The 25,011-nt window shown below is 68.8% G+C and carries 25 protein-coding genes; 18 read left to right on the top strand and 7 right to left on the bottom strand.

Features of this window, described 5'->3' with window-relative positions:
* Window positions 1–15: 15 nt before the first annotated feature.
* The 3 genes from D456_RS0115735 to D456_RS0115725 are packed head-to-tail and all read left to right on the top strand — an operon-like array spanning window position 16 to window position 2,805.
* Window positions 16–1,002 carry an ABC transporter permease gene (locus D456_RS0115735; RefSeq protein WP_017577146.1) on the top strand — a complete coding sequence of 329 codons (987 nt, stop codon included), beginning with the start codon at window positions 16–18 and terminating at the stop codon, window positions 1,000–1,002.
* Between the two features lie 49 nt (window positions 1,003–1,051).
* Complete coding sequence (locus D456_RS0115730) at window positions 1,052–2,053, top strand: iron chelate uptake ABC transporter family permease subunit (RefSeq protein ID WP_017577145.1); 1,002 nt, start codon at window positions 1,052–1,054, stop codon at window positions 2,051–2,053.
* Window positions 2,050–2,805, top strand: coding sequence for an iron ABC transporter ATP-binding protein (locus D456_RS0115725; RefSeq protein ID WP_017577144.1), 756 nt, complete (start codon window positions 2,050–2,052; stop codon window positions 2,803–2,805). Before D456_RS0115730 ends, D456_RS0115725 begins: the two co-directional genes overlap by 4 nt.
* A gap of 69 nt (window positions 2,806–2,874) precedes the next feature.
* Here D456_RS0115725 and D456_RS0115720 read toward each other — a convergent pair whose 3' ends face one another.
* Window positions 2,875–3,756, bottom strand: a complete 882-nt coding sequence (locus D456_RS0115720) for an alpha/beta fold hydrolase (RefSeq protein ID WP_026115924.1) — start codon at window positions 3,754–3,756, stop codon at window positions 2,875–2,877.
* A 143-nt stretch (window positions 3,757–3,899) separates the two neighbouring features.
* Between D456_RS0115720 and D456_RS0115715 the strand changes: the two genes are divergently transcribed.
* From D456_RS0115715 to D456_RS0115685, 7 genes are all read left to right on the top strand, one after another.
* Window positions 3,900–4,109 (top strand): hypothetical protein, encoded by a 210-nt coding sequence (locus D456_RS0115715; RefSeq protein WP_017577142.1) that lies wholly within the window; start codon window positions 3,900–3,902, stop codon window positions 4,107–4,109.
* Window positions 4,110–4,272: 163 nt separating this feature from the next.
* A complete protein-coding gene (locus D456_RS0115710; RefSeq protein WP_017577141.1) occupies window positions 4,273–7,185 on the top strand; it encodes a DUF4040 family protein in 2,913 nt (970 codons plus the stop codon).
* Entirely contained in the window at window positions 7,182–7,490 is a 309-nt protein-coding gene (locus tag D456_RS0115705; RefSeq protein WP_017577140.1) for a sodium:proton antiporter, read from the top strand. The genes D456_RS0115710 and D456_RS0115705 overlap by 4 nt, the downstream gene beginning before the upstream one ends.
* Window positions 7,487–9,001, top strand: a complete 1,515-nt coding sequence (locus D456_RS0115700; protein WP_017577139.1) for a monovalent cation/H+ antiporter subunit D family protein — start codon at window positions 7,487–7,489, stop codon at window positions 8,999–9,001. The genes D456_RS0115705 and D456_RS0115700 overlap by 4 nt, the downstream gene beginning before the upstream one ends.
* On the top strand, window positions 9,001–9,396 hold the full coding sequence (locus D456_RS0115695; RefSeq protein WP_017577138.1) for a Na+/H+ antiporter subunit E: 396 nt from the start codon (window positions 9,001–9,003) through the stop codon (window positions 9,394–9,396). The genes D456_RS0115700 and D456_RS0115695 overlap by 1 nt, the downstream gene beginning before the upstream one ends.
* On the top strand, window positions 9,396–9,653 hold the full coding sequence (locus D456_RS0115690; protein ID WP_017577137.1) for a monovalent cation/H+ antiporter complex subunit F: 258 nt from the start codon (window positions 9,396–9,398) through the stop codon (window positions 9,651–9,653). The genes D456_RS0115695 and D456_RS0115690 overlap by 1 nt, the downstream gene beginning before the upstream one ends.
* Window positions 9,650–10,033, top strand: a complete 384-nt coding sequence (locus tag D456_RS0115685) for a cation:proton antiporter (RefSeq protein ID WP_017577136.1) — start codon at window positions 9,650–9,652, stop codon at window positions 10,031–10,033. Before D456_RS0115690 ends, D456_RS0115685 begins: the two co-directional genes overlap by 4 nt.
* Window positions 10,034–10,452: 419 nt before the next feature.
* On the opposite strand, the gene D456_RS0115680 is transcribed toward D456_RS0115685, so the two are convergent.
* A complete protein-coding gene (locus D456_RS0115680) occupies window positions 10,453–11,748 on the bottom strand; it encodes an IS701 family transposase (RefSeq protein WP_040699454.1) in 1,296 nt (431 codons plus the stop codon).
* 184 nt (window positions 11,749–11,932) lie between these two features.
* Here D456_RS0115680 and D456_RS0115675 point away from each other — a divergent pair, with 184 nt between their 5' ends.
* The 6 genes from D456_RS0115675 to mnhG are packed head-to-tail and all read left to right on the top strand — an operon-like array spanning window position 11,933 to window position 17,657.
* A complete protein-coding gene (locus D456_RS0115675) occupies window positions 11,933–14,818 on the top strand; it encodes a DUF4040 family protein (protein WP_017577134.1) in 2,886 nt (961 codons plus the stop codon).
* A complete protein-coding gene (locus D456_RS0115670) occupies window positions 14,815–15,123 on the top strand; it encodes a sodium:proton antiporter (RefSeq protein WP_017577133.1) in 309 nt (102 codons plus the stop codon). The genes D456_RS0115675 and D456_RS0115670 overlap by 4 nt, the downstream gene beginning before the upstream one ends.
* Window positions 15,120–16,631 (top strand): monovalent cation/H+ antiporter subunit D family protein, encoded by a 1,512-nt coding sequence (locus D456_RS0115665; RefSeq protein ID WP_017577132.1) that lies wholly within the window; start codon window positions 15,120–15,122, stop codon window positions 16,629–16,631. Before D456_RS0115670 ends, D456_RS0115665 begins: the two co-directional genes overlap by 4 nt.
* Complete coding sequence (locus D456_RS0115660) at window positions 16,628–17,029, top strand: Na+/H+ antiporter subunit E (protein WP_017577131.1); 402 nt, start codon at window positions 16,628–16,630, stop codon at window positions 17,027–17,029. Before D456_RS0115665 ends, D456_RS0115660 begins: the two co-directional genes overlap by 4 nt.
* A complete protein-coding gene (locus D456_RS0115655; RefSeq protein ID WP_017577130.1) occupies window positions 17,026–17,283 on the top strand; it encodes a monovalent cation/H+ antiporter complex subunit F in 258 nt (85 codons plus the stop codon). The genes D456_RS0115660 and D456_RS0115655 overlap by 4 nt, the downstream gene beginning before the upstream one ends.
* Window positions 17,280–17,657, top strand: a complete 378-nt coding sequence (gene mnhG, locus D456_RS0115650) for a monovalent cation/H(+) antiporter subunit G (RefSeq protein WP_017577129.1) — start codon at window positions 17,280–17,282, stop codon at window positions 17,655–17,657. The genes D456_RS0115655 and mnhG overlap by 4 nt, the downstream gene beginning before the upstream one ends.
* Window positions 17,658–17,725: 68 nt before the next feature.
* On the opposite strand, the gene D456_RS0115645 is transcribed toward mnhG, so the two are convergent.
* Window positions 17,726–19,288 carry an SLC13 family permease gene (locus D456_RS0115645; protein ID WP_017577128.1) on the bottom strand — a complete coding sequence of 521 codons (1,563 nt, stop codon included), beginning with the start codon at window positions 19,286–19,288 and terminating at the stop codon, window positions 17,726–17,728.
* A gap of 258 nt (window positions 19,289–19,546) precedes the next feature.
* Here D456_RS0115645 and D456_RS0115640 point away from each other — a divergent pair, with 258 nt between their 5' ends.
* Entirely contained in the window at window positions 19,547–20,494 is a 948-nt protein-coding gene (locus tag D456_RS0115640; RefSeq protein ID WP_017577127.1) for a TAXI family TRAP transporter solute-binding subunit, read from the top strand.
* A gap of 66 nt (window positions 20,495–20,560) precedes the next feature.
* Here D456_RS0115640 and D456_RS0115635 read toward each other — a convergent pair whose 3' ends face one another.
* Window positions 20,561–21,427: a CPBP family intramembrane glutamic endopeptidase gene (locus D456_RS0115635; protein ID WP_017577126.1), complete on the bottom strand. Its 867-nt coding sequence runs from the start codon at window positions 21,425–21,427 to the stop codon at window positions 20,561–20,563.
* A 37-nt stretch (window positions 21,428–21,464) separates the two neighbouring features.
* On the opposite strand from D456_RS0115635, the gene D456_RS0115630 reads away from it, so the two are divergent.
* The gene (locus tag D456_RS0115630; protein ID WP_017577125.1) at window positions 21,465–22,142 is read left to right on the top strand and encodes a TetR/AcrR family transcriptional regulator; all 678 of its coding nucleotides are present in this window, start codon (window positions 21,465–21,467) and stop codon (window positions 22,140–22,142) included.
* 291 nt (window positions 22,143–22,433) lie between these two features.
* On the opposite strand, the gene D456_RS0115625 is transcribed toward D456_RS0115630, so the two are convergent.
* Genes D456_RS0115625 through D456_RS25735 form a run of 3 tightly spaced genes read right to left on the bottom strand, consistent with a single transcriptional unit; the run spans window position 22,434 to window position 24,946 of the window.
* Window positions 22,434–23,819: a sensor histidine kinase gene (locus tag D456_RS0115625; RefSeq protein ID WP_017577124.1), complete on the bottom strand. Its 1,386-nt coding sequence runs from the start codon at window positions 23,817–23,819 to the stop codon at window positions 22,434–22,436.
* Between the two features lie 3 nt (window positions 23,820–23,822).
* Window positions 23,823–24,500 (bottom strand): response regulator transcription factor, encoded by a 678-nt coding sequence (locus D456_RS0115620; protein ID WP_017577123.1) that lies wholly within the window; start codon window positions 24,498–24,500, stop codon window positions 23,823–23,825.
* Entirely contained in the window at window positions 24,440–24,946 is a 507-nt protein-coding gene (locus tag D456_RS25735; RefSeq protein ID WP_193373841.1) for a hypothetical protein, read from the bottom strand. Before D456_RS25735 ends, D456_RS0115620 begins: the two co-directional genes overlap by 61 nt.
* Window positions 24,947–25,011 lie beyond the last annotated feature (65 nt).

Below are 25,011 nucleotides of genomic sequence, written 5' to 3'. Positions count from 1 at the left end.
ACGAGAGGCCCCGGCATGGCGGCAGTGACCCGAACCCCGCGCGCCCGGAACAAGGGGCGGCTCTTCGACGGGAAACTCCTCGTCGGCATCGCCGTCGTGGGTGCGCTGCTGGTGCTCTCCCTGTTCGTCGGCGTCTACGACGTCTTCGGTGCCGAGGACGGCGACGAGATGTTCGCCATCACCCGCATCCCGCGCACCATCGCCCTGGTCCTGGCCGGGGCCGCGATGGCGATGTCGGGGTTGGTGATGCAGTTGCTGACGCAGAACCGCTTCGTCGAGCCGACGACCACCGGAACCACCGAATGGGCCGGCCTCGGGCTGCTCACTGTGATGCTCCTGGTCCCCGGGGCGAGCCTCACCACCCGCATGGTCGGCGCGGTCGTGGCCGCGTTCATCGGCACGATGGTGTTCTTCCTCTTCCTGCGCCGGGTCACCCTGCGCTCCTCGCTCATCGTCCCGATCATCGGCATCATGCTGGGTGCCGTCGTCAGCTCGGTCTCGACCTTCGTCGCATTGCAGACCGACATGCTGCAGAACCTCGGTGTGTGGTTCGCCGGCAGTTTCACCTCCGTACTGCGGGGCCAGTACGAAATGCTGTGGATCGTTGCGCTGGTGGCCGTCGCGGTGTTCCTCATCGCCGACCGGTTCACCGTCGCCGGGCTCGGTGAGGAGATCTCGACCAACGTCGGGCTGAACTACAACCGGATCATCCTGGTGGGTACCGGCCTGATCGCGATCGCGACGGGTGTGGTGACCGTGGTCGTGGGCAATCTGCCCTTCCTCGGGCTCATCGTCCCCAACGTCGTCTCGATGTTCCGCGGTGACGACCTGCGCAGCAACCTGCCGTGGGTGTGCCTGCTCGGCGTCGGCATCGTCACGGTCTGCGACCTGATCGGCCGGACCGTCATCATGCCCTTCGAGGTTCCCGTGTCCCTCGTCCTCGGGATCGTCGGGGCCGTCGTATTCGTCCTTCTCCTGTTGAGGCAGCGCCGCCGTGGCTGAGACGACCACTTCTTCTTCCCAACGGAGCACACCGACCGCCACGCGGCCCGTGCGCTCGTCCCGCAGCCTGCCCACCAGGCGCAACCGCATCCGCTACTGGACGGTCGTCGGGATCCTGGCCGTGCTCGCCGCCGGCTTCGGGTTCGGCCTCCTGGCCTGGGACAACCCGATGCCGATCGGTTCGGAGGGTTTCTGGCGCATCGCAGAGATGCGCTCCACGAACCTGGTGGTCATGGCCGTGGTCGCGATCTGCCAGTCCATCGCCACGGTGAGCTTTCAGACCGTGACCAACAACCGCATCATCACCCCGTCGATCATGGGGTTCGAAGCGCTCTACGTCGCGGTGCAGACCGCAGGGGTGTACTTCATCGGTGCCGCAGGGGTCGTGGCTCTCCAGGGGCTCCCGCAGTTCACCCTCCAGATCGTGGTCATGGTCGGCTTCGCGATGGTGCTGTACGGGTGGCTCCTGTCCGGAAAGTACGCGAACCTGCAGGTCATGCTGCTGATCGGGATCGTCATCGGTGGCGGACTCGCCTCGGTCTCCACCTTCATGCAGCGCCTGCTCACCCCGAGTGAGTTCGACGTGCTCGCGGCGCGGCTGTTCGGCAACATCGCCAACGCCGACTCCTCCTACCTGCCGGTCGCGATCCCGCTGTGTCTGGTCGCCTCGGGTCTGCTGCTGGCGAGTTCCCGGCGTCTCAACATCGTCGCGCTCGGACGCGACGCGAGTACAGGCCTGGGGCTGGACCACCGCCGCGAGACCATCAGGGTGCTGCTCCTGGTCTCGATCCTCATGGCGGTCTCGACAGCGCTCATCGGACCGATGACCTTCCTGGGCTTTCTCGTGGCCACCCTCGCCTACCAGTTCGCCGACACCCACGACCACCGGTACGTGCTGCCGCTCTCGGCTCTGACCTGTTTCGTCGTACTCAGCGGGGCGTACTTCGTCATGCGGAACATCTTCTACGCCCAGGGCGTGGTCTCGATCATCATCGAGATGGTCGGCGGCGTGGTGTTCCTGATCGTCATCCTCAGAAAGGGGCGTCTGTGATCACGCTCACAGGTGTGCGCAAGGACTACAACAGCGACGTCGTGATCGGCCCCGTCGACCTGAAGATCCCCAAGGGCGGGGTGACCGCGCTGGTGGGCCCGAACGGTGCCGGGAAGTCGACCCTGCTGACCATGGCGGGCCGGCTCCTGGGCCTCGACTCCGGGGTGATCGAGATCGCCGGTTACGACGTGGCCCGGACCGACTCGAAGGACCTGGCCAAGATCGTCTCGATCCTGCGCCAGGAGAACCACTTCGTCACCAGGCTGACCGTGCGCCAGCTGGTCGCCTTCGGGCGCTTCCCCCACTCCAAGGGCCGGTTGACCGCCGACGACGAGGAGGTCGTCAGTCGGGCGATCGACTTCCTGGGCCTGGGCGACCTCGAGGACCGCTACCTCGACCAGCTCTCGGGCGGTCAGCGCCAACGCGCCTACGTCGCGATGGTGCTCTCCCAGGACACCGAGTACATCCTGCTGGACGAACCGCTCAACAACCTCGACATGCGCCATTCGGTGCAGATGATGCAGCACCTGCGCCGCGCGGCCGAGGAGCTGGAACGCACCATCGTGATCGTGCTCCACGACATCAACTTCGCCGGTCACTACGCCGACCGGATCTGTGCGGTCAAGGACGGGGCCGCCGTCGAGTTCGGTACACCGGACGAGATCCTCACCGACGAGGTTCTCACCCGGGTGTTCGACACCCCGGTGACCGTCATCGAGGGGCCGAAGGGGCCGCTCGCGGTCTACTACTGAGCAGGCCCTCGCCGGGCACACCCGAGTCGCACGGGCCCCTGCCGGGCACGCCCGCGCTCCGGAGCACCGTTACCGGTCCAGGCGGCCGAGGAGCTCGGCGATGCGTTCGGGCTGTTCGTAGGGGGACAGGTGCCCGGCCCCCTCCAGTTCCACGACCTCGGCGTTCAACAGGCGCAGAGCGGGGCCGTACAGGCGGGACGGTGAGTAGAGCACGTCCTCGGATCCGGTCGCCAGCACCGTGGGGGTGTCGTGCCACGGACGCAGGGACTCCATCTCCAGGGGCGGCGGGGACAGCACGTAACGGCAGTGGGTGCCCACGAGTGTCCACCAGCGTGCCATGGGGTCGGAGGCGTCGATCCGGTGGTCCTCACCGTGCAGCAGGTTGAGCACGCGGGCGCTCTTGCTGTCGCGCGGGCCGATCATCCACGGCAGCACCGCACGCATGAGTTCGCCCCCGGCGCCTGCGGCCGAGAGCCCGGCCGGGTCGACCAGCATCAGCCCTGAGACCAGGGGTGAGGGGGCGGAGTCCAGAACCATCGCCGCACCCAGGGCGTGGCCGAGCACGATCACCGGTTCGGCCACGAGCTGGGGCAGGAGTTCACCGAACCAAGCGCCGTAGACTGCCGTCCGGTCGCCACGGGGGCGCATGGGGCCGCTCATCCCCGGCTGTCCGGGCGGGTCCACACTGATGACCGGCCGGTCAGCGGCCAGTACCCGTAGGATGTCGACGTTGGTGGCGGTATTGAAGTTGGTCCCCGGCAGCATCACCACAGGGGTGCGCTCACCGCCGGGAGCAAGGAAAGCACGCGTGGTACCCAGAGCGGTCTCCACTGCAGGGAGACGTTCGAGTTCGGGCCAGGTGGCAAGACGCTCCTCGCACCAGGCCCGGATCCTCTCCTCGCCGGAGGGCGTGCGGTAGATATGCGTCCCTCGGGACACCCTCTCACTCATCACAATCGTCGATCTTCCCATGGAGATCGGTCTCTGGCCACTGGGGGCATGCGCCCCGGACCAGGCGTGATGTCCGCTTCGTTCGGTCTCGAGCGGTTGGTAGAGTTCCGACGACGTACACGCGGCCCGGGAGAGGAGGGACCATGGTCGCCACACGCAGCCACGACAGGCACCGGGTACCCGCTTCTTCCCGCTCCCCCCGCGCCGCCGACACCACGCGGCGCTGCCGCTTCGCCGAGGCCGAGAAATGCCCGGTCGGCCATTGCCTACCGCTCGGCACCAACGGCTACACCACCTCTTGGGGCACCAACGCGCACGGCGAACTCGCCGCGTGCCCGCCGGGACGCCGCTGACCGAGGGCCGCCCCCGCCACCGCACACCCGTGCGCAGGTGGCGCTGCGGCTCTGCGATCCCAGGCTCTCCTCGATCCTCTCCCCTGCTCCTACGCGTATCCGCCGCCCGCGGGATCGCTGTGTCGACTGGAGGAGAGGCGACAAGTCGTGAAAGGACAGTAGCGTGCTGCTGCTGACTTCGATCCTGGTGCTCGCGGTGACGGTGCTGAGCATTCCACTGGTGGAACGCGTCCTCGGACGCAACACCGGCTGGTTCGCCGCGGCAGTGCTGGCCGCACTGACCGCTCTGATCGCCGCCCAAGCACCCCAGGTCCTCGGTTCCGGTGAGGCCCTGACCTATTCCGTGCCCTGGATGCCGCAGATCGGCGTGGAGTTCCATCTGCGCATGGACGCCCTGGGGTGGATGTTCACCCTGCTGGTCACGGGTGTCGGTGCGCTGATCATGGCCTACTCCACCCGGTACTTCCCACCCGGGCGCCGACTGGGCTTCTACCTCCTGATGACCCTGTTCGCGTTCGCGATGACGGGGCTGGTGCTGGCCGACGACGTCGTGCTGCTCTACGTGTTCTGGGAGCTCACGACCATCACGTCCTTCTACCTCATCGGGCTCTCGGGCCCGGGAGCGAGCCGACCGGCCATCCGCACCTTCCTCATCACCGCGCTGGGCGGGCTCGCCCTGCTGGGCGCGGTGGTGCTGCTGGTGGTCCGCACAGGCACCACACAGCTCAGCACGATCCTGGCCGACCAGAGCTGGACCCAGGACACGTCGTTCACCGCACTGGTCGCGTTCCTGGTCGTGGGCGCGGTCTTCACCAAGTCGGCGCAGTTCCCGTTCCACTACTGGCTGCCCGACGCCATGGCCGCCAGCACCCCGGTCAGCGCCTACCTGCACGCCGCGGCGATGGTCAAGGCCGGCATCTACCTGGCCATGCGGTTCACACCCGCCTTCGGCGAGGTGCTCGTGTGGAACACCGCGCTCATCGCCTTCGGGCTGATCACGGCGGTCGTCGGCGCGGTCTTCGCCCTGCAGCAGCACGATCTCAAACGCCTGGCCGCCTACTCCACCGTCAGCCAGCTCGGTTTCCTCATCGCCGTGATCGGCATCGGGACCCCGGAGGCCCTGGTGGCGGCGGCCGCACACACCGTGGCGCACGCGCTGTTCAAGTCGGCGTTGTTCATGGTGGTCGGTCTGGTCGACCACGAAGCCGGGACCCGCGACCTGCGCGACCTGGGCGGCCTGGCCCGCCGCATGCCCGTCACCGCGGGGATCGCGACCCTGGCCTCGCTGTCCATGGCGGGTATCCCGCCGCTGCTGGGCTTCGTCAGCAAGGAGTACCTTTTCGCCGGGCTCCTGGGTGCTCCGGGCGGTCCTTGGGCCGGTGTGCTCGCCGGGGCGGTGGCCGTGGGCGCGGCCGCGTTCACCTTCGCCTACTCCTTCCGCTTCGTGCACAGCGCGTTCTTCGGTGAACCCCGCGGCAAGCGCCGGGCCGAACAGGAGGACGTGCACGAGGCCCCCGTGGCCTTCTGGGGCCCGGCCTCCCTCTCGGCACTCGGCGGGTTGGTCCTGGGACTGGCCGTTCCGGTCCTGGACCCCCTCGTCAACGGGGTCTCACAGGACACCACCGGTACCGCTGCCGAGGCCCACCTGCTGCTGTGGCACGGCTTCAACCCCGAGCTGGCGATGTCGGCCCTGGCCATCGGCCTGGGCGCGCTGCTGGTGTGGCGCACCGCCTCCGGTGATTCCTACGCCGGTCGGGCGCTGCTCCCGGTCGACGGTCCCTCGGTCTTCGAGCGGATCCACAGCGCGCTGATCAGTACCGGACGCAGGGTCGGCGACCTGACCCGCACCGACACGGTCGCCTTCCACCTGGGTACGCCGGTCGTGGTGGTCCTCGTCCTCGCCACGGCGGTTCTGTGGCTCGGCATCGACATTCCCGCCCCCGCCGGCCAGACCAGCCGACCTCTGGACTGGCTCCTGGTGGGGCTCATGGGGGTGGCCGTCCTGGGTGCCGTGCTCACCCGCTCCCGCCTGGCCGCTCTCGCCCTGATCGGCGTGGCCGGGTTCACCACGGCTCTGTGGCTGTTCTTCCTGGGTGCGTTCGACGTCGCCCTGACCCAGTTGCTCGTCGAGGTGCTCACCGTCGTCGTGGCGGTGCTGGTGCTGCGGCGTCTGCCCCGGCGTTTCCATCCGGTCACCCGCAAGAGGTCGGCCCTGACGGCCGTCATCGCGATCGCAGCCGGCTCGGTGGCCGGTGTGGCCGCGTTCGCGCTCACCGGGCGGCGGGAGCTGTCCTCGGCCGCGAGCTACTTCCTCGACAATGCGCCGGAGGACACCGGCGGCACCAACGTCGTCAACACGATCCTCGTCGACTACCGCGCCTTCGACACCCTCGGGGAGCTCGTCGTCCTGGGTGTGGCCGGGCTCATCATCATCGCGGTGCTCAGGAGCACCGACCTGCTTCCCGTGCACCAGGCGCGGAAGCCGTCCGTGCCGGTCACCAACCCGGTCTTCGAGGCGGTACCGAACACCGTGCTCATGCGCACGGTCGCCAAGTACCTGCTGCCGATCCTCGTCGTCTGGTCGCTGTACCTCCTGGTTCGCGGACACAACGAGCCCGGTGGCGGCTTCATCGGCGGCCTCGTCGGGGGGTCGGCGTTCGCGCTGACCTATCTCGCCGCGTCCAGTGACGCGGCCGCGCGTATCCGCCTGGCTTACCCGACGATCATCGGCAGCGGCGTCCTCGTCGCCCTGGGAACGGGTCTGCTCGGCTTCCTCGAGGGTTCGTTCCTCCTGCCTCTGCACGCCGAGATCCCGCTGCCCGGCGGGGAGTACTTCCACTTCACCACCGCGCTGATCTTCGACGTCGGGGTCTATCTCGTCGTTGTGGGCGTGCTGTTGGCCGCCCTGAACGAGTTGGGCCTCGAGAGCGGCGACGGGACGGACCGCGCAGCACCACCGCCGTCGCCCCCCGGAACGTCCGGGGGCGGGAACGCGGACGAGACGGCTCCCTCCTCCGAGGGCAGTGGAGCCACGGCCGCCGGCGTGGACACGACCACCACCGGAGGTGCCCGATGACCCTCGCTGTCACCATCGCCATCATGGTCGCCGGAGGCGTCTACCTGATGCTCCAGCGCGGCATGGTCCGCATCGTCCTCGGGCTGCTGCTCGTCGGCCACGCCGTGAACCTGCTGATCATGTCGGCCGGCGGTGTCTTCCGCCGTGATCAACCCCTGCTCGGCATCAACCCGCCCGACTGGGCGGCCGATCCGTTGCCGCAGGCGTTCGTGCTCACCGCCATCGTGATCGCCTTCTCCATCGTCATCTACATGCTCACCCTCGCCGCCTCCGGTAGCGACGACGACACCGAGGACGTCTCATGAACCCCGCGCTCCTGCCCCTTTTCGTGGGGGTGCCACTGGCCGTGGCCGGGCTCATGGCCGTGTTCACCCCACCGATGCGGGCCCGCAGCACCCTGATGATGGTGCCCAGCGGTCTGGGTCTGGCGGCCTCCTCCTTCCTGCTCTGGCAGACCCGGGACGGACAGATCTTCGCCCACAACGTCGGTCTGTGGCCGGACGGGATCTCCATCCCGTTCGTCGCCGACACCTTCACCGCACTCATGCTGTGGACGACCTCCCTGCTGGTGCTGGTGACCTCGGCCTTCGCCGCGGCGGTCCACGACGATCGGAGCCCGTTCTTCCCCTCGCTGGTACTGGTCCTGTACGCAGGTGTGTCCGGTGCGCTGCTCACCGGGGACATCTTCAACCTCTTCGTGTTCATCGAGGTCATGCTGCTGCCCTCCTACGGGTTGCTGGCGATGATGGGTGCCTTCGGGCGCCTCAGGGCAGGGCGGATCTACGTCACCGTCAACCTGCTGACCTCGACGATCTTCCTCGCCGGTGTCGCGCTGGTCTACGGCACCGCCGGAACGGTGCACATGGGCGAACTGGCCGGTGCGGCCTCCGAGTCGCCCATGGTCGCCGTCGGTATGGGCGTGGTGATCCTGGCGCTGAGCATCAAGGCGGCCGTCGTGCCCGTACACGGGTGGCTGGCCCGGACCTACCCGCGGGCCTCTCCCGCGGTCACCGCGCTCTTCTCCGGTCTGCACACCAAGGTGGCCATCTACGCGATCTACCGCCTGTACGCGCTGGTCTTCGACGGCGACTCCACCTACCTGTGGATCGGCGTGGTGGCCTTCAGCGCCACGATGCTCATCGGCGTCCTGGGCGCGGTGGGCGAGGACACCACCCGGTCGATCCTGGTCTTCCACATGATCAGCCAGATCGGCTACATCCTGTTCGGGGTCGCGCTCTTCACCGAGATCGGCCTCATGGCGGGCATCTTCTACCTCGTCCACCACATGATCGTGAAGGCGTCGCTGTTCCTCTCCACGGGCGCCATCGAGCACACGTACGGAACCGGTGCTCTGAACGAACTCGGCGGGATCGCCCAACGCCAACCCCTTCTGGGGCTGATCTTCATGGGCGCGGCGCTGTCCTTGGCCGGGCTTCCGCCCTTCTCCGGCTTCGTCGCCAAGTTGAGCTTGGTCATCGGTGCGGTCGACGCACAGCAGTGGACGGCCGCAGTGATCATGATCGTGGTCAGCATCATCACGCTCATGTCGATGCTCAAGATCTGGGGCGGCGTGTTCTGGGGCAAGGACCCCGCGCGTGAGACCGAGCACGAGGACGCCGGAGCAACCTCGGACCCGGACGGCTCCACCACCGTGACCACTACCCGTGTACGGCCGATGGTGCTCGTGCCCGGCCTGATCCTGACCGCGACGACCCTGTGCATCGGGCTCGGTGCCCAGGTCCTGCTGGCTCTGAGCACCGAAGCGGCCCAGGGCCTCTTGGACACCTCCGGTTACATCGAGGCGGTGCTCGGCTGATGACCTATCTGCTCTGGGTGCTACGCACCCTCCGTTTTCCGTTCTACTTCGGGTTCGAGGTCGTCAAGACCACCTTCGTGGTCCTCTACGACGCCCTGACCCGCGGAAGCTCGTCGACCCCCGCCTTCGTCGAGGTCCCGACGCGTTGCCGTACCGATTTCGAGACGACCATGCTCGCCAACATGATCTCGCTGACGCCCGGAACCGTGACGGTGGCGGTCGGCGAGGACAGTCCCGTCACCCTGTGGGTGCACAGCCTCTACGTCGACGACCGGGCCTCCTTCCGCGCCGACATCCACACCATGGAGGACCACCTGCTGGCCGTGACACGTCCCCGCGCCGGTGTACCGTCCCGTCCGACCACAGCGGAGAGCACAGAGCGGGGTGAACGCTGATGCAGCCCATCGACATCGGGATCGTGGCCATCGTCCTGGGCATGGCCGTCGCCGCGTACAGGATCTTGATCGGCCCCTCCAGCGCCGACCGCGGGGCCGGGGCGGATGTGGTCTTCTACGGTTTCGTGGGCCTGATCGCCCTGCTCGGTTTCCGTCTCGGCACCGACCTCGTCGTGGACATCGTGCTGGTGTGCGCTCTGGTCGGTTTCCTCTCCGCCCTGTCCGTCGCCCGACTGATCTCCGGAGGTAAACGATGACACCGTTGGAGATCGCCAGTCTGGCGTGCATGATCGCCGGTTCCCTGGTGTTCTTGGCCGGAGCGTTCGGGCTGTTGCGCCTGCGCGACTTCTACGCACGGCTCAGCGGCGTCACGATCGCCGGCGGGCTCGCACCCGCGCTCGTCTTCCTGGGGCTTTTCCTGGACTACCCGACGCTGGAGAACGCCTGGAAGATCGCGCTGGCTCTGCTGATCCAGCTCGCAACGGCCGCGATCGGCGGCAACGCGATGGCGCGGGCCGGGTACCTGGCCGGGACCGGGACGAGCTCGGCGACCCTTTTCGACGACCTCGAGAAGGTCGGCCGAGAGCCCTCCACGGAGGGTTCGGAGAACGACCCGGGCGAGGACGGAAAGGCCTGAGAGAGCCGGGCGCGAAGCCCTGGCGGCACGACTGCCCCCTTGTCGTCCACCGACGGACGGCAAGGGGGTTCTTATTTCCGGGAAAGACCGGACCAAACATCCCCTGAAGGGGCCGTGCGGTTTCCCACCAATCCCCCTCCGGAGTGTCAATACACGGTCATCCATTGATACGGTCGCCGACGCAGCGACCATTCGACCGCCTTCCGGCGGCGCCGCCACGAGCACTCGACCAGCGCCTTCTGGCCACCGGAATCCCCCGCAGCGCTGATACGCAACCAGGACCGGGCACCACGCCCGTCCTTTCCGGGCACGGACCCCAACAAAAATAAATGACAAATTCAAAGAGTTGGTACTGCCGTGTACACCGGGTCTCTCCCGGGCGCTGTGTCGCCTAGTACTCCAGTTGTAGATCCGGTTTGTCATGGTTCTCGGATGGCCTGTCTGCGGTAATGGCACTGGCGGGCGATGGCTTGGTGCGAGCGTCTGAACAGTGACCAGCCCAGCACGTGCTCGGTATCGGTCTCTGCGGCGAACAGAGCGTTGAGTAGATGAGCGATCTCATTGCAGGTCAACGCGACCAAAGCACTCGAAGGCGGGGTCTGTTTGCGGCCCTCGGCGGCGGCCATGGCCGCCACAAACGCATAGGCCAGCATCGAAAACAGGCTCCACCGGTGCCAGGAAGTCCACGTCCTGACCTGGTGTTCGTCCAGTCCGGCCAAGCCCTTGCCCTGCTGGAAGCCTTCCTCGACCACCCACCGGCGTCCAGCAACAGCCACCAAACGGTGAAGAGGTACCACCTGAGATGCGTAGCACCGATAGAAGGCCAGCTCACCGCTGGTGCGGTTGCGGCGTATCAAGACCCACCGGCGCCCGTCGGGGCAGGGCTCGGCCTCGATGAGGGCCCACTCGTAGAAACGTTGGCCTTTGGCGCCGCTACCGGCCGAGCGCTTCTGCCAGGCCTGGCGGGGCAGAAGTACCGCCAGCTCACCGACAGTGGCCGGCCCGCGGGGTAGCAGGATGCGCTCGGTGCGCGGCACGGCCATCACGTAACCGATCCGCTGTTGCTCCAAGGCTTGGCGCAGAGGGGGATTTTGGCCGTAGACCTCGTCGGCGGCCACCCACGCCGCTGGTGTGCCGTTGGTCCGGGCTGCGGTGATCATCTGCTGGGCCAGTGCGGGTTTGGTTGCGAAATCCACATGGTCAGGGACCCCGGCCGAGTGGAGGCGCTGGGGATCCTCGGTCCAGGCCCGGGGCAGGTAGAGGCGGTGATCGATCAGGGCGTGCCCTGCGCCGGTGGCATAGGCGAGATAGACCGCCACCTGGGCGTTCTCGATACGCCCGGCAGTGCCGGTGTACTGGCGTTGGACACCGACGGTTGTGGTGCCTTTCTTCAGGTCGCCGGTCTCGTCCACGACCAGGACCGCATCCTGTTCTCCCAGGTGGGTGCAGGCGTAGGTATGCAAGTCGGCGATCAGGCCTTCTTCGTCCACCGAGGCCCGTGCCAGCAGGTGTTGGAAGCGGTAGGGGCTGGGGTGGCCGGCGTGTTCGGCCAGGCTCCAGCAGTTCTTGCGGACCAGTGGGGCGAGCAGGCCGCGGATGAGCTCGCCGGCTGTGTGGCGGGTCTCAGGGCGGGCCAGGCTGGGGGAGACGGTGTGGATCATTTCGTTCAGCCGGTGTGGCCAGCGCTGGGCCGCTACGCTGAGTTCAGCGGCCACCGCCAGGTTCTTCGTTGTCTTCACAACCATCGATGATCACGCGGTGGCCGTCTGTGTGTCCGGTGAACCCCCAGATCAGCGGCTTGCCGTGCTGCCATCTCAGACAAATGGTTTCAGTCCAGAGCAAACCGGATCTACAACTGGAGTACTAGGTGGAGACCCTTCATTGTGAAATGACGGTGACGTGGTACTGCTGATACTGCTTCTGGTCCTCGCCGCCGCCGTGATCGGTACGCCCCTGGCCGACCGGGCCCTCGGGCGCCACGCGGGATGGCTGTTCGCGGGTGTCCTGCTGGCCCTGGCGGGGGTCGTGCTGGCCCTGGCCCCGAGCGTGCTCGCCGACGGGCACACCCCCGGGTTCACCCTGCCGTGGATGCCGCAGATCGGTGTCGGGCTGAGCCTGCGCATGGACGGCGTCGGTTGGTTGTTCACCCTGCTGATCACCGGTGTGGGCGGACTGATCATGGCCTACTCCACCCGGTACTTCCCACCCGGGCGCCGACTGGGCTTCTACCTCCTGATGACCCTGTTCGCGTTCGCGATGACGGGGCTGGTGCTGGCCGACGACGTCGTGCTGCTCTACGTGTTCTGGGAGCTCACGACCATCACGTCCTTCTACCTCATCGGCCTGTCCGGACCAGGGGCCGACCGTCCGGCCGTGCGCACCTTCCTCATCACCGCGCTGGGCGGGCTCGCGCTGCTGACCGCGGTCGTCCTCATGGTTCTGCGGGTGGGGACGACCCGGTTGAGTGAGATCCTCGCCGATCCGGTGTGGTCCCAGGACCCGGCCTTCGCCACCACCATCGCCCTGCTGGTCGCCGCGGCCGCCTTCACCAAGTCGGCGCAGTTCCCGTTCCACTACTGGCTGCCCGACGCCATGGCCGCCAGCACCCCGGTCAGCGCCTACCTGCACGCCGCGGCGATGGTCAAGGCCGGTATCTACCTCCTGATGCGCTTCACCCCTGCCTTCTCCGACCTCGCCGTGTGGAACGCGGCTCTGATCACCGTCGGCCTGATCACGGCGGTCGTCGGCGCGGTCTTCGCCCTGCAGCAGCACGACCTCAAACTCCTGGCCGCCTACTCCACCGTCAGCCAGCTCGGCCTGCTCGTCGCGGTGATCGGTGTGGGCAAGGAGGCCGCGCTCATCGCGGCGACCGTGCACACACTCGCGCACGCGCTCTTCAAGTCCGCGCTGTTCATGGTGGTCGGTGTCATCGACCACCAGGCCGAGACCCGCGACCTGCGTGAGCTCGGCGGTCTGGCCCGCCGCATGCCGGTCTCGGCCGGCGTGACCGCCCTGGCGGCACTGTCCATGGCGGGCGTTCCACCGCTTCTGGGTTTTGTGACCAAGGAGAACATCTTCAAGGGCCTGTTGGAGGCGCCCGGACCGATGTGGGTCGGACCGTCGGCGGCCACGGCGGCGGTCCTGGCGTCGGTCTTCACCTTCGCCTATTCGTTCCGGTTCGCCTACGGCACGTTCTGGGGCACGCCCCGTGGCAGTACCGACGTGCACGAGGCCGGGCCGGGTTTCCTCGCCGGCCCCGCCGTGGCCGGGGTCGCCGGGCTCGTTCTGGGACCGGCCGTGCCCGTGCTGAACCGGCTCGGGGAGCGAGGGGCCGCCGACACCACCGGTACGTACTATCCGGCCGGGCTGTCCCTGTGGCACGGGTTCTCGGTCGACCTGTTCATGTCGTTGGCCGCCATCGGGTTCGGTGCACTCCTGATCCGGTGGACGGCCTCCGGCGAGCGCATGGCCGGGCGAACCCTGTTCCCGGTGAACGGCCCCACGGTCTTCGAGTTCCTCCACGAGGGATTGGTCGGGCTCGGACGACGCGTCGGCGACCTCACACGCTCCGATTCTCCCACCCGCCACCTGGTCATGCCCGTCCTGGTGCTGACCGCGATGGCCGGTGTGGCTGCCGGGGCCGGTATCGAGGTGCCCGACCAGTACGGCGGCACCACACATCCCCTGGACTGGCCGCTCGTCGTGTTGGCCACCGTCGCCGTCGTCGGCGCCGTCATGACCGGATCGCGCATGGCCTGCCTCGTCATGGTCGGTGTCGCCGGGTTCACCACCGCGCTGTGGCTTTTCCTCCTCGGAGCCTACGACGTGGCCCTCACCCAGCTCGTCGTGGAGATCCTGACCGTGGTCGTCGCGGCCCTGGTGTTGCGCCGTCTCCCCAGGCGGTTCCACCGGGCTCCGCGCTCGCGCACGGTGCTGACCGCGCTGATCGCGGCGGCTGCAGGTGTTTCTGCGGCGCTGGGGACCTACTTCCTGACCGGGCGCCGCGACATCTCCGGACCCGGCCAGTACTTCCTGGACCACTCCGAGGAGGACACCGGCGGCACCAACGTCGTCAACACGATCCTCGTCGACTACCGCGCCTTGGACACCCTGGGCGAACTCATCGTCCTGGGTGTGTCCGGGCTCATCATCATCGCGGTGCTCAACTCCAGTGGCCTGCTGCCCTCGCACGGCTCCCGCTGGGTCGTGGTCAGCCGGCGCAGTGCCGCCTACGACGCGGACGACAACACGCTGATCATGCGTGCGATCAGCCACGTGCTGCTGCCGCTGATCGTGGTCTGGTCGGTCTACCTCACGGTGCGCGGCCACACCGACGTCGGCGGCGGGTTCGTCGGCGGTCTGGTCGCCGGCGCCGGGTTCGCCCTGGTCTACCTGGCCGCCCCCAGCGCTTCCGTGGCCCGGATCAAGCTCGCCTACCCGAAGATCATCGGGGCCGGGATACTCGTCGCGCTCTCCTCCGGGGTCCTCGGCTACGTCGACGGTTCCTTCGTCAAGCCGCTGCACACCGGGGTCTCCCTCCCGTGGGGCGGGTCCTTCCACCTGACGACCGCGTTGATCTTCGAGGCCGGGGTCTACCTGGCGGTGGTCGGCGTCGTCCTCACCGCCCTCAACCAGCTCGGGCTCGAGGAGTCCAGGCCCGGTGACTCGACCCTGGGCCTCATGGCGCCCACACCGGACCAACCCCCCACGAACGCGCCCGAAGAGGGTTCGGGGGACCACCCCGAGGACCCGCTCGGCACCGTCCCGAACGGAGGTACACGATGACTCTGGCCCTCACGATCGGCGTCCTGGTCTTCGGAGCGGTCTTCCTGATGCTCCAACGGGGCCTGGTCCGGATCATCCTGGGTTTCGTCATGTTGGGGCACGCGGTCAACCTGATGCTCATGTCGGCCGGAGGGGTCTTCCGCAGGGCCCAGCCCCTGATCGGCTACAACCCCGCCGACGTGGTGTCCGACCCTCTCCCGCAGGCCTTCGTCCTGACGGCGATCGTCATCGCCTTCTCGATCACGGTCTACATGCTCACCCTCGCCGCCACCGGCAGTGACGACGACACCGAGGACCTCTCATGAGCGCAGCGCTCCTCCCCCTCATGGTCGCCGTGCCGTTGTCGGCCGCGGGGCTCCTGGCTCTGGCCGGACTCCCTCCGTGGCTGAACCGTGTGCTCCTCCTGGCTCCCAGCGCAGGCACCCTCGTGGCGAGCACCGTCCTGCTGTGGATCACCAGGGACGGTACCGTTCTGTCCCACAACGTGGCCCTGTGGCCGGACGGCATAGCCGTCCCGTTCCTCGTGGACGCCTTCAGCGCACTGATGCTGTGGACGACGTCCCTGCTGGTGCTGGTGTGTGCGGCCTTCGCCATCGCCGTGGGCGACGACCGGACGTCCTACTTCTGCCCGCTGGTGCTGGTGTTGTCCGCAGGCGTGGCGGGCGCACTGATGACCGGCGATCTGTTCAACATGTTCGTGTTCATCGAGGTCATGCTGCTCCCCGCGTACGGGCTGCTGGCCATGCTCGGCTCCCTGCGCCGTCTGCGCTCCGGCCGCGTCTACGTGACACTGAATCTTCTGACCTCGACGGTCTTCCTCGCCGGCGTGGCACTGGTCTACGGTGCCGCCGGCACGGTGAACCTGGGCCGGCTCGCCGGGGCGGCTGCGGACTCGTCCATGGTCGCCGTCGGCATGGGCGTGGTGCTCCTGGCCCTGTCGGTGAAGTCGGCGGTCGTGCCCGTGCACGGTTGGCTGGCCCGTACCTATCCGAGCACCTCGCCCGCGGTCACGGCGCTGTTCTCCGGCCTGCACACCAAGATCGCCATCTACGCGATCTACCGCCTGTACGCGGTCGTCTTCGACGGCGACTCCACCTACCTGTGGATCGGCGTCGTCGTCTTCGGCGCGACCATGGTGGTGGGGGTACTCGCCGCGGTCGGGGAGGAGACAACACGATCGATCCTGGTCTTCCACATGATCAGCCAGATCGGCTACATCCTGCTGGGCGTGGCCCTGTTCACCGAGCTCGGTCTGACGGCGGGCATCTTCTACCTCGTCCACCACATGATCGTGAAGGCGTCGCTGTTCCTGTCGACCGGTGCGATCGAGAAGGCCCACGGGACGGGGGCGCTCGACCGACTCGGCGGTATCGCCGCACGTGAGCCCCTGTTGGCGATCGCCTTCATGGTGGCCGCCCTCTCGCTGGCCGGGATACCCCCCTTCTCCGGGTTCGTCGCGAAGCTGGCACTGGTGGCGGCTGCCTTCCAGGCCGGTGAGTGGGTCGTCGCGGTGGTCGCGGTGGCGGTCAGCCTCGTCACGCTGATGTCGATGCTCAAGATCTGGGGCGGTGTCTTCTGGGGCGTGGCCCCCGAGGAGGCCGACCGTCCTGTGCACGGACCGCACACGGAGGCAGGCTCCACACCTGTGCTCGTCCGTCCGGAGGTCCCCGCGGCGATGCTGGCGCCCTGCGTGGTGTTGGCCGCCACGACCTCGGGCATCGGCCTGGGAGCGGCCGTCCTGCTGGACCTGGGTTCCACGGCGGCCGCCAACCTCCTGGACACGTCCACCTACGTCGAGGCGGTGTTGGGATGAGGGCCAAGAACGTACTGAACCGGATCCTGGGCATTCTCTGGATGCCCGTCTATCTGGCCTACGACCTCCTCACGGGGTCGCTGCGCGTGGGGTGGGAGATCCTCACCCCCGGCAGCCGGATCTCGCCGGCCTTCGTGGAGGTACCGCTGCGGTGCCGCTCCGACTTCGAGATCTCGATGCTGGCCAACCTGGTCTCACTCACACCGGGTTCTCTGACCGTGGCTGCCCGGCAGGACCCGGCCACGGTGTGGGTGTACTCGATGTACACCGAGAGCCACGGTTCGACCCTGCGTTACGTGCACGGGATGGAGGACCGCCTGCTGCGGGCGACCCGGCTCGAGGGGGCCCCGCCCCGGCCACAGGATCTGGAACGGGGCGAGAGGGGGCAGCGCCGATGAGCATCATCGACATCGCCCTGGCCGCAGTGGTCGTCTCCATGATCATCGCGACCTATCGGGTCCTGCGCGGCCCGAGCGGGGCCGACAGGGGTTCGGGGTCGGACATGGTCTTCTACGGGTTCGTGGCGTTGGTCGCGATCCTCGGCATCCGGCTGGGAACCGCACTGCTGGTGGACATCGTGGTGGTCTGCACCCTCGTGGGTTTCCTCGCCGCGATCTCCCTGGCCCGCCTGACCGCAGGAGGGAAAAGATGACCCCCACCCAGATCGCCGGCGACGTGCTCATCCTCGCCGGTGCCCTGGCCTTCCTGGTCGGGGCGATCGGCCTGCTGCGGCTGCCGGACCTGTACTCGCGCCTGAACGGCGTGACGATCTCCGGTGCGTTCGGCCCGGCGCTGATCCTGATCGGGCTACTGGTGCAACAGCCGTCGGTGGGCAACGCGCTCAAGGTCGGCCTGGCCCTGGTCATCCAGTTGGCCACGAGCGCCGTGGGCGGATCGGCCATGGCCCGCGCGGGATACCTGACCGGTGCCCCGCAGGCGGAGGAGACCCGCTTCGACGACCTGGTCGTGGAGCTCGACGAGCAGGCCGGGAAGGAACACCCGGGCTACTCCCGGCCCGACACCTGAGAGGGCACGGAGAGGCGCCGCCGGATCCTCCGTCCGGCGGCGCCGCACCCGCGTGTCAGGGGCCGGGGTCAGACGTTCACACCCAGGGCCCAGCCGACGAGGCCGTACATGGTGCCCACGATCATGGCCAGTGCGACCAGGTTGAGCCAGACCCCGCCCTTGAGCATCTGCCCGATGTTGACGTAGCCGGAGCCGAAGGCGATCGCGTTGGGCGGGGTGGCGACCGGAAGCATGAAGGCCATGGTGGCGGCCAGCACCGCGGGGACGATCAGGACGAGGAGGTCGACCTCCATCCCGACCGCGACACCACCCAGGATGGGCAGGAACGTCGCCGCGGTGGCGGTGTTGCTGGTGAGCTCGGTCAGGGCCAGGACCAGCCCCGCGACAGCGAGGACGAGCACCCAGGTGGGCACACCGGCGAGCACGGAGACCTGGCTGCCGATCCACTCGCTCAGGCCGGACTCGGTGAACTGCGCGGAGAGGGCCAGGCCCCCGCCGAAGAGCAGGAGGATGCCCCAGGGCAACTTGACTGCGGTGTCCCAGTCGAGGAGGCGGGTGTGGCGGTCCACCGGGATGAGGAAGAGGGCCACGGCCACGTACATGGCCACCACGGCGTCCTCGATACTGGCCAGCCACGGCAGGGCGCCGCCGATCAGTTCGGTGTCGGCCAGCACCGGGACGAAGATCCAGGAGAAGGCCGCAATGGCGAACACGAGCAGCACGAGCTTCTCGCCGCGCCCCATGCGGCCCATCTTCTGCAGCTCGTCACGGATCAGCTCCTGGGCGCCCTCGACCTTCTTGACCTCGGGGCGGAAGCAGAGCTTGACCAGCACGAACCAGGCGACGAGCAGGAACACGACCGCCAGCGGGACGCCGACCAGCATCCACTGGCCGAAGCCGATGGACATGCCGTGGACATCGTTGAGGTAGCCCACCATGAGCACGTTCGGTGGGGTACCGATGAGGGTGGCCACCGAGCCGATGGAGGCCGAGTAGGCGATGCCGAGCATCAGGGCGGTCGCGAAGTTGGCGTCGGTGCGGCCGTTGCGGAACTGTGCGATGACGGTGATCACCGACAGGCCGACGGGCAGCATCATCACGGCGGTCGCCGTGTTGGAGACCCACATCGAGATGAAGCCGGTGGCGATCATGAAACCGCCGACCAGCCCGGCCGTGTTGGAACCGACCTTGGACACGATCGTCAGTGCGATGCGCTTGTGGAGGTTCCACTTCTGCATCGCCAGGGCGAGGATGAACCCGCCCATGAACAGGAAGATGGTGTCGGAGCCGTAGGAGGGGGCGACGTCACCCACCGCGACGCCGTCGAGGAGGACGGGGAAGAGCACCAGTGGGAGCAGGGAGGTCGCCGGGATCGGGATGGCTTCGGTGGCCCACCAGACCGCGATCCATGCCGTGACGGCCGCGACCGCCGAGCCGTTGGCGGAAGGTGCGGTCCCCCCGTCCCCGATTTCCATGGGCATCTCGGGCAGCAGGAAGTACACCGTCGCGGCCAGCAGCGGGCCGAGAACGAGCCCGACGATCTTGGAGCGGGTCCAACCACTGTTGCTGGGCTGCCCCTCCTGGGTGGACGATGATGCCTCCGGCACCTCGGCCCGGGTCTGGGTCGCCATGAAGCCTCCTGTCACGGGGGAGTTCGCGGTACTCCCCTGCTGCGGCCCGAGTCGAACCGCCGGTTTCCCGACGGTTTCCTTCGAGTTACCTCTTTCTGACCCTGTGATCCTGGTTACTCGGTTCTGGTGTGTGCAACGCAACCGGGGAAGACTTGGGATTCCCCTGACATTGCGCCACCCCGGGTGATCCGTTCCGGACCCTCCGTGCCCTCCGTCACGCCGGCCGGTTCTCCGGGAAACCATGCCTAAGCTGCGTCCATGCACCTGAGTGGACCGACGCGCCGTGACGCGCTCCTGACCCTCGTCGGCGGTGCCGCCGCCGTCGGGGTGAGCGGCTGCACACGTGATCCGGTTCCGGGGACCGGAGAGCTGGTCGTGGCCACCGGCCCACCCGGCGCGGTCTACCGGGAGATCGGGGCACGGATCGCGATGCTGCTCGACGACGAACTCGACGGCACCGAGGTCACTTCGGTCGAGACCGGCGCCTCGCACGACAACCTGGTTCTGCTGAAGGGCTCGGAAGCCCAGCTGGGGCTGGCCAACCTCGACTCCGTGCTCTCCACCGGGGTTGCGGAGGGAAGCGGCATCAGCGCGGTCGGACGCCTCTACGACAGCTTCGTGCACCTGGTCGTCCCGGGTGAGGCCCCGGTGCGCTCCATCGAGGACCTGTCGGGACGGCCGGTCTCGATCGGCGAGGTCAACTCCGGGACCGAGTTCACGGTCGAGCAGGTCCTCGACGAGACCGGCATCGAAGCCGATACCGTGCGCCTGGACCAGGCCGCCTCGGCGCGTGCGCTCGCGGACGGTGAGATCGACGCGATGTTCTCCCTGACCGGGCTGCCCACACCCGCCGTCGCCGGCCTGGCCGAGGACCACGACGTGCGGTTGATCGACCTGTCCGGGACCGCCGATCTCATGGCGGGGCTCCGCCCGGACACCTACTTCCCGGCGAACATCCCCGCCACGACCTACGTCGGGTTGCCGGCCTGCCCCACGATGTCCGTCCCCAACCTGCTGCTGTGCCGCACCGGCCTGCCCGGTCCGCTCGTCGCACGGATCACCGGAATCCTGTACAGAGGCGCGGACACGCTCGCCGAGGAGCGGCCCGAGGCCGCGCAGATCAACGTGCGCACCGGGATCTCCACCGGTGTCGTGCCCCTGCACCCCGGCGCGGCCGAGTGGTACCGCCGGAACAAACCCGCTTGAGCCGGCCTGGCGCGGACACGGGTCGGGGGTCCGCCGCGCGGCGGACCCCGGGGTGGGAAGGGTGGGTCAGGCGGAGTGCAGGCCCAGACGTCCCCGGGTGGCGAGCACGAGTACGCCGGCGGCGAGGAGGACGAGGGCGACCTCGGTGATCCCGGCCGGGTCGTGCACGACCACCGCCTTCAGCCCCGAGACGACGTTGACCCCGGCGTGGACGAGCACCGCGGCGAGCACACCGCCGCGTGCGGAGTTGAAGACGTGGGCGAGCACGATCGTCAGACCGACGCAGAGCACGGTGTAGGCGGGGAAGGACATCTGCGACTGTATCGTGCCCGCCAGGACGAACAGGGGCGCGTGCCACACGGCCCAGATGATGCCGAGGACCACGTTCGCGCCGAGTGGGGAGAGCGCCCCCTGCAGCCGGGGCTGGGCGAAGCCCCGCCACCCGAGCTCCTCGTTGCCTCCGCCGGCCAGGGCGATGACCAGGAACTGCACGGGCACGGTCACCAGAGCCGCCCGCAGCCCGGCCTCGTCGAGCTGCACGCTCCCCGTGTACACGGGCAGGGCCGCGGTGGCTGCGATCGCGACCAGGGCGAGGGACCCGATCAGGTACGGCACGGGGCCGCCCCTGCGGCCGATCGAGTACCGCCGGAACAGGGCGCGGACACCGGCCCAGCCCTGCGTGGCGGCGGTGACCACGACCGCGGCGACCATCGGACCGAACCCTCCGGCGACGACGAACGGCATCGTGCTGTCCGCGGCGATCACGTGGGGCGCGGCCCACCAGGCGGTCCAGGAGAAGGCGAAGGCGATCACGAGGAACGCGGTGAGTCCGTGGGGGTGCACGGCGGTCGTGCGCGCGGGGTCGGGGGTCTGTGCGGGAGAGGGGGAGTGCGGTCGCTGGATGGAGGGATCGTTGATCATGGGCACCAACATACACTGTTGGAGAGCAACATACAACGTAGGAGTTCCTATGCTGGCGATCATGAGCGACCCCGGATCCGCACAGCAGTTCGACAGCGTCTTCCACCGAACGGAACGCCGCCGTTCCCAGCCCTCCCTCACCCGCGAACGCATCGTCGAGGGCACCATCGCGCTGCTCGACCGCGACGGTGCCCGGGCACTGACCATGCGCAAGGTCGCGACCGAGCTCGGCGTGCACGCGACGAGCCTGTACTGGTACGTCAAGCGGCGGGAGGACCTCGTCGACCTGGCCGTGGACGGGATCCTGGCCGAGGCCGCCGCTGACCTCCCGGCCCCGGACGCACCCTGGGACACCGCCCTCAGGGAGACTGCCCGCCGCTACTACGCGGCCCTGACCGCTCACGCCTGGGCCGCGGAGTTCGCCGGTTCCCGCCCGCTCATCGGACCGAACGCGGTCGCCCTGGGACGCCGGATCGTCGACGCGCTCCACGGGCTCGGCGACGGGGAACAACAGGCCGTTGCGATCCGGGCGGTCTCGAATCAGATCATCGGCGCGGCCACGTCGGCCGTCGCCATGCAGACCACGAAGGCGCATGCCTCGCACGAGCACGAGGCGGCGCTGGACACCGCGGTGTCGGAACCGGACGGGCTCGCCGTCGAGCACACCTACTTCGACCAGGTCCTCGACCTGATCGTGGAGGGCATCACCGCACGCCACGACAGGTAGCGGGGCCGGACGCGCGCTCTTCTCGCGCCCGGCCCCGCACACCGTCCCCTCAGGCGACCGGCGGGCGGCGCAGGGCGTGCACGGCCGGCACGAGCGCCGCGGCGAGGGCGATGGCCAGGGAGGCGGGCTGAGGAGGCCTGTTCAGCCACACGAAGGGGCGAGCCCCAGCCCTTCACGTGGCTGAGCGTCCGGGTTTCTTATGGCCGGGGAGACCTTGCACCGTGCACCTGCCCTGGGGCCGAGCCTTCGCGCGGTTGAGCGCTCTGTTCTTACAGCCGACCGTCTGCCCCCTCAGGCCGGCGGGAGCTCGATGAGCACACCGAAGCCGGGGCGGTCGCCCTCACCGATGCCGTCGGTGAGTGAGAGGCGGCCGCCGCTGTCGCGCACGAGGTCGGCGACGATGGCCAGGCCCAGCCCCGTGCCCTCGGTGTTCTGGTGGCGGGTGGAGCGCCAGAACCGGTGCAGGGCGGGCTCGCGCTCGTCCTCGGGCAGGCCCTGGCCGTCGTCGAGCACCCACAGGCGCACGGGGTCGCCCGCGCGGGCGCGCACCACGATCCGGGTCCCGCCCGAGAGCCGGGTCGCGTTGCTGACCAGCTCGTCGAGGATGCTGCCGAGCCCGCCCGCGGGCGCGAGCGCGCGCAGCCCGTCGGAGACGTCGGTGTCGACCTCGATGCCGCGCGATCCGCCCAGGGCGCGCCAGCGTTCGACGCGGGTGACCAGGACCTCGGGCACGTCCACGGGCTCAGAACCGGTGATGCTCTCCAGCCGGGTCGCGGCCAGCAGCGAGTTGAGCATGCGGTGCATGACGGTGGCCTCGTCCACGGCGATCGCGTGGGCCTCGCGGGCGTCCTCGGTGCGCAGGTGCGGCGCGAGGTTCTCCACCGCCAGACGCAGGCTCGCCAACGGGTTCCGCAGCTGGTGCGAGGCCTCGGAGACGAACGCGCGCTGGCGTTCGAGGGCTCCTCGGACCACCGAGACCATGGTGTTGAAGGAGTAGGTGAGCTCGCGCAGCTCCGGCGGCCCGCGTTCTGCGTCCACGCTCACCTCCAGGTCGCCGGCCGAGACCGCCTCGGTGGCCTCGTCCAGGCGCCGGATCGGGCGCAGCACCCACCTGGACAGCGGCAGCGCCGCGGCCACGAGCAACGCCAACGGCATCAGCGCGACCAGAGCGGTCCAGGCCCAGGCCTCGAGCACCTCCGAGCCGAGACGGTCGGTGGGCGAGACCAGGACGACGGCGCCGGCGACCTCGCTGTCGCGGCCGACGGGTTCGACGACGACGAGGGGGTCGTCGGTCCAGGGCCACACGGTCTTCGGCGGCGGGGGCCGTTCCCCGGCCAGGGCGGTACGGACCTGTCCTTCCAGGGGCAGGGAGTCGAGCAGACCGGTGAGACGCTCGGTGTCCTCGGACCCGGTGACGACCCCACCGTCGGGGGCGACGACGATCACGGGGCTCCGGTACAGGTCGTGGTAACGCTCGAGTTCCTGGTCCAGAGCGGCCAACCGTTCGGCTTCCAGAGCGCTCCGGGCCAGGGAGGCGAACCGTCCGGCGTCGCCGGTCCGGTCGACGTAGGAGTCCTGGGTGTGCTGCTGAGCGATCATCGTGCCCAACGGCAGCAGGACCGCCATGACCAGGACCACGGCGGACGGTACGAGGACGACGAGCAGGCGCTTCAGCACGGGTCAGGCCCCGTCGAGGACGTAGCCCACGCCCCGCAGCGTGCGGATGCGCACCGAGCCGCCGAGTTTGTTGCGCAGCGACGCGACGTGGGTGTCGAGGGTGCGTGAGGAGGCTTCCCAGACAGTGCCCCACACCTGGTCGAGGATCTGGTCGCGGGCCACGACCGAGGGTGAGCGTCCGGCGAGCAGGGCCAGCAGGTCGAACTCCTTGCGGGTCAGACGCACGGGTTCCCCGGACACGGTCGCCTCCCGGGAATCGGGGTGCAGGACCACCTCGCCCACACGCACCGGCGGCTCGGCCTCCTCGGGTTCGGCACGGGCGGGGCGGGTACGGCGCAGGACGGCATCGACGCGGGCCAGGAGTTCGGCCACACCGAAGGGTTTGACCACGTAGTCGTCGGCGCCGGCACGCAGTCCCCGTACCCGGTCTCTTTCCTCGCCCCGTGCGGTGACGGCGATGATCGCGGTCCGGGGGCGGTCGCGGAGCCGTCGCAGCAGGTCGATGCCGTCGGCGTCGGGCAGCCCGAGGTCGAGCAGGACGACGTCGGCGGGAGGAGCCTCGAGGGCGCGTTCGGCGGTGGCCACCCGCTGGACGTCGAACGAGGCCGACCGCAGTGCGGTCACCAGCCCGCGTGCGACCCGGTCGTCGTCCTCCACCACGAGAATGCGCATGAGCAGCATGGTAGGCAGAACCGGCGACCTCGGGTGGAGGCCGGAGGGGGTCGGCGGGTGGGATCGGGGCCGGGCCGGTGCAGTACACGCCCCAGCCGCAGCTCGCGGGAGATCTGGTGGGCCAGGCCGGACTTGCCGACCCCGGACGGGACCACCAACAGCAGGGGGCGACGCAGGTGGATGGCGGCGTTGACCTTGTCGAGCAGATCCTTGCGCTCCGGTCCCGAGGGGATGGCGAAACCCCGGGTCCGCGCCGGTCCCAGGTAGCGTCCGCTGGTCTCGTCGTGGGGTGGTTCGCAACGATCGGGCCGCCCCGAAGGTCCGCCACTGGGGTGGGGGCGGCAACTGGGTGGGCAGGTCAGGTGCGGACGGGGCTGGCCCGTTCCGTGGAAGATCCACCACTCCGGCACTTCCGGCACGGGATCGGTCGGTCCTGATTCGGTTGGTGTCGTCATGGGGGTAGTGAGCCTTTCCGGGTAAGCGTTGCTCACGCACGGTTACAACATGGGTGGAGAGAGAC

Source organism: Nocardiopsis kunsanensis DSM 44524 (assembly GCF_000340965.1).
Taxonomy (GTDB): domain Bacteria; phylum Actinomycetota; class Actinomycetes; order Streptosporangiales; family Streptosporangiaceae; genus Nocardiopsis; species Nocardiopsis kunsanensis.
This window is presented reverse-complemented; position numbering and strand designations above follow the sequence as displayed.

Bases quoted from the DNA above. Each gene is read 5' to 3' on its own strand.
- D456_RS0115660 (WP_017577131.1), top strand. From the start codon at position 16,628: ATGAGGGCCAAGAACGTACTGAACCGGATCCTGGGCATTCTCTGGATG.
- D456_RS0115645 (WP_017577128.1), bottom strand. From the start codon at position 19,288: ATGGCGACCCAGACCCGGGCCGAGGTGCCGGAGGCATCATCGTCCACC.
- D456_RS0115720 (WP_026115924.1), bottom strand. From the start codon at position 3,756: ATGAGTGAGAGGGTGTCCCGAGGGACGCATATCTACCGCACGCCCTCC.
- D456_RS0115685 (WP_017577136.1), top strand. From the start codon at position 9,650: ATGACACCGTTGGAGATCGCCAGTCTGGCGTGCATGATCGCCGGTTCC.
- D456_RS0115735 (WP_017577146.1), top strand. From the start codon at position 16: ATGGCGGCAGTGACCCGAACCCCGCGCGCCCGGAACAAGGGGCGGCTC.
- D456_RS0115635 (WP_017577126.1), bottom strand. From the start codon at position 21,427: ATGTTGGTGCCCATGATCAACGATCCCTCCATCCAGCGACCGCACTCC.
- D456_RS0115655 (WP_017577130.1), top strand. From the start codon at position 17,026: ATGAGCATCATCGACATCGCCCTGGCCGCAGTGGTCGTCTCCATGATC.
- D456_RS0115640 (WP_017577127.1), top strand. From the start codon at position 19,547: ATGCACCTGAGTGGACCGACGCGCCGTGACGCGCTCCTGACCCTCGTC.
- D456_RS0115670 (WP_017577133.1), top strand. From the start codon at position 14,815: ATGACTCTGGCCCTCACGATCGGCGTCCTGGTCTTCGGAGCGGTCTTC.
- D456_RS0115695 (WP_017577138.1), top strand. From the start codon at position 9,001: ATGACCTATCTGCTCTGGGTGCTACGCACCCTCCGTTTTCCGTTCTAC.
- D456_RS0115700 (WP_017577139.1), top strand. From the start codon at position 7,487: ATGAACCCCGCGCTCCTGCCCCTTTTCGTGGGGGTGCCACTGGCCGTG.
- mnhG (WP_017577129.1), top strand. From the start codon at position 17,280: ATGACCCCCACCCAGATCGCCGGCGACGTGCTCATCCTCGCCGGTGCC.
- D456_RS0115630 (WP_017577125.1), top strand. From the start codon at position 21,465: ATGCTGGCGATCATGAGCGACCCCGGATCCGCACAGCAGTTCGACAGC.
- D456_RS0115665 (WP_017577132.1), top strand. From the start codon at position 15,120: ATGAGCGCAGCGCTCCTCCCCCTCATGGTCGCCGTGCCGTTGTCGGCC.
- D456_RS0115705 (WP_017577140.1), top strand. From the start codon at position 7,182: ATGACCCTCGCTGTCACCATCGCCATCATGGTCGCCGGAGGCGTCTAC.
- D456_RS0115690 (WP_017577137.1), top strand. From the start codon at position 9,396: ATGCAGCCCATCGACATCGGGATCGTGGCCATCGTCCTGGGCATGGCC.
- D456_RS0115620 (WP_017577123.1), bottom strand. From the start codon at position 24,500: ATGCTGCTCATGCGCATTCTCGTGGTGGAGGACGACGACCGGGTCGCA.
- D456_RS25735 (WP_193373841.1), bottom strand. From the start codon at position 24,946: ATGACGACACCAACCGAATCAGGACCGACCGATCCCGTGCCGGAAGTG.
- D456_RS0115715 (WP_017577142.1), top strand. From the start codon at position 3,900: ATGGTCGCCACACGCAGCCACGACAGGCACCGGGTACCCGCTTCTTCC.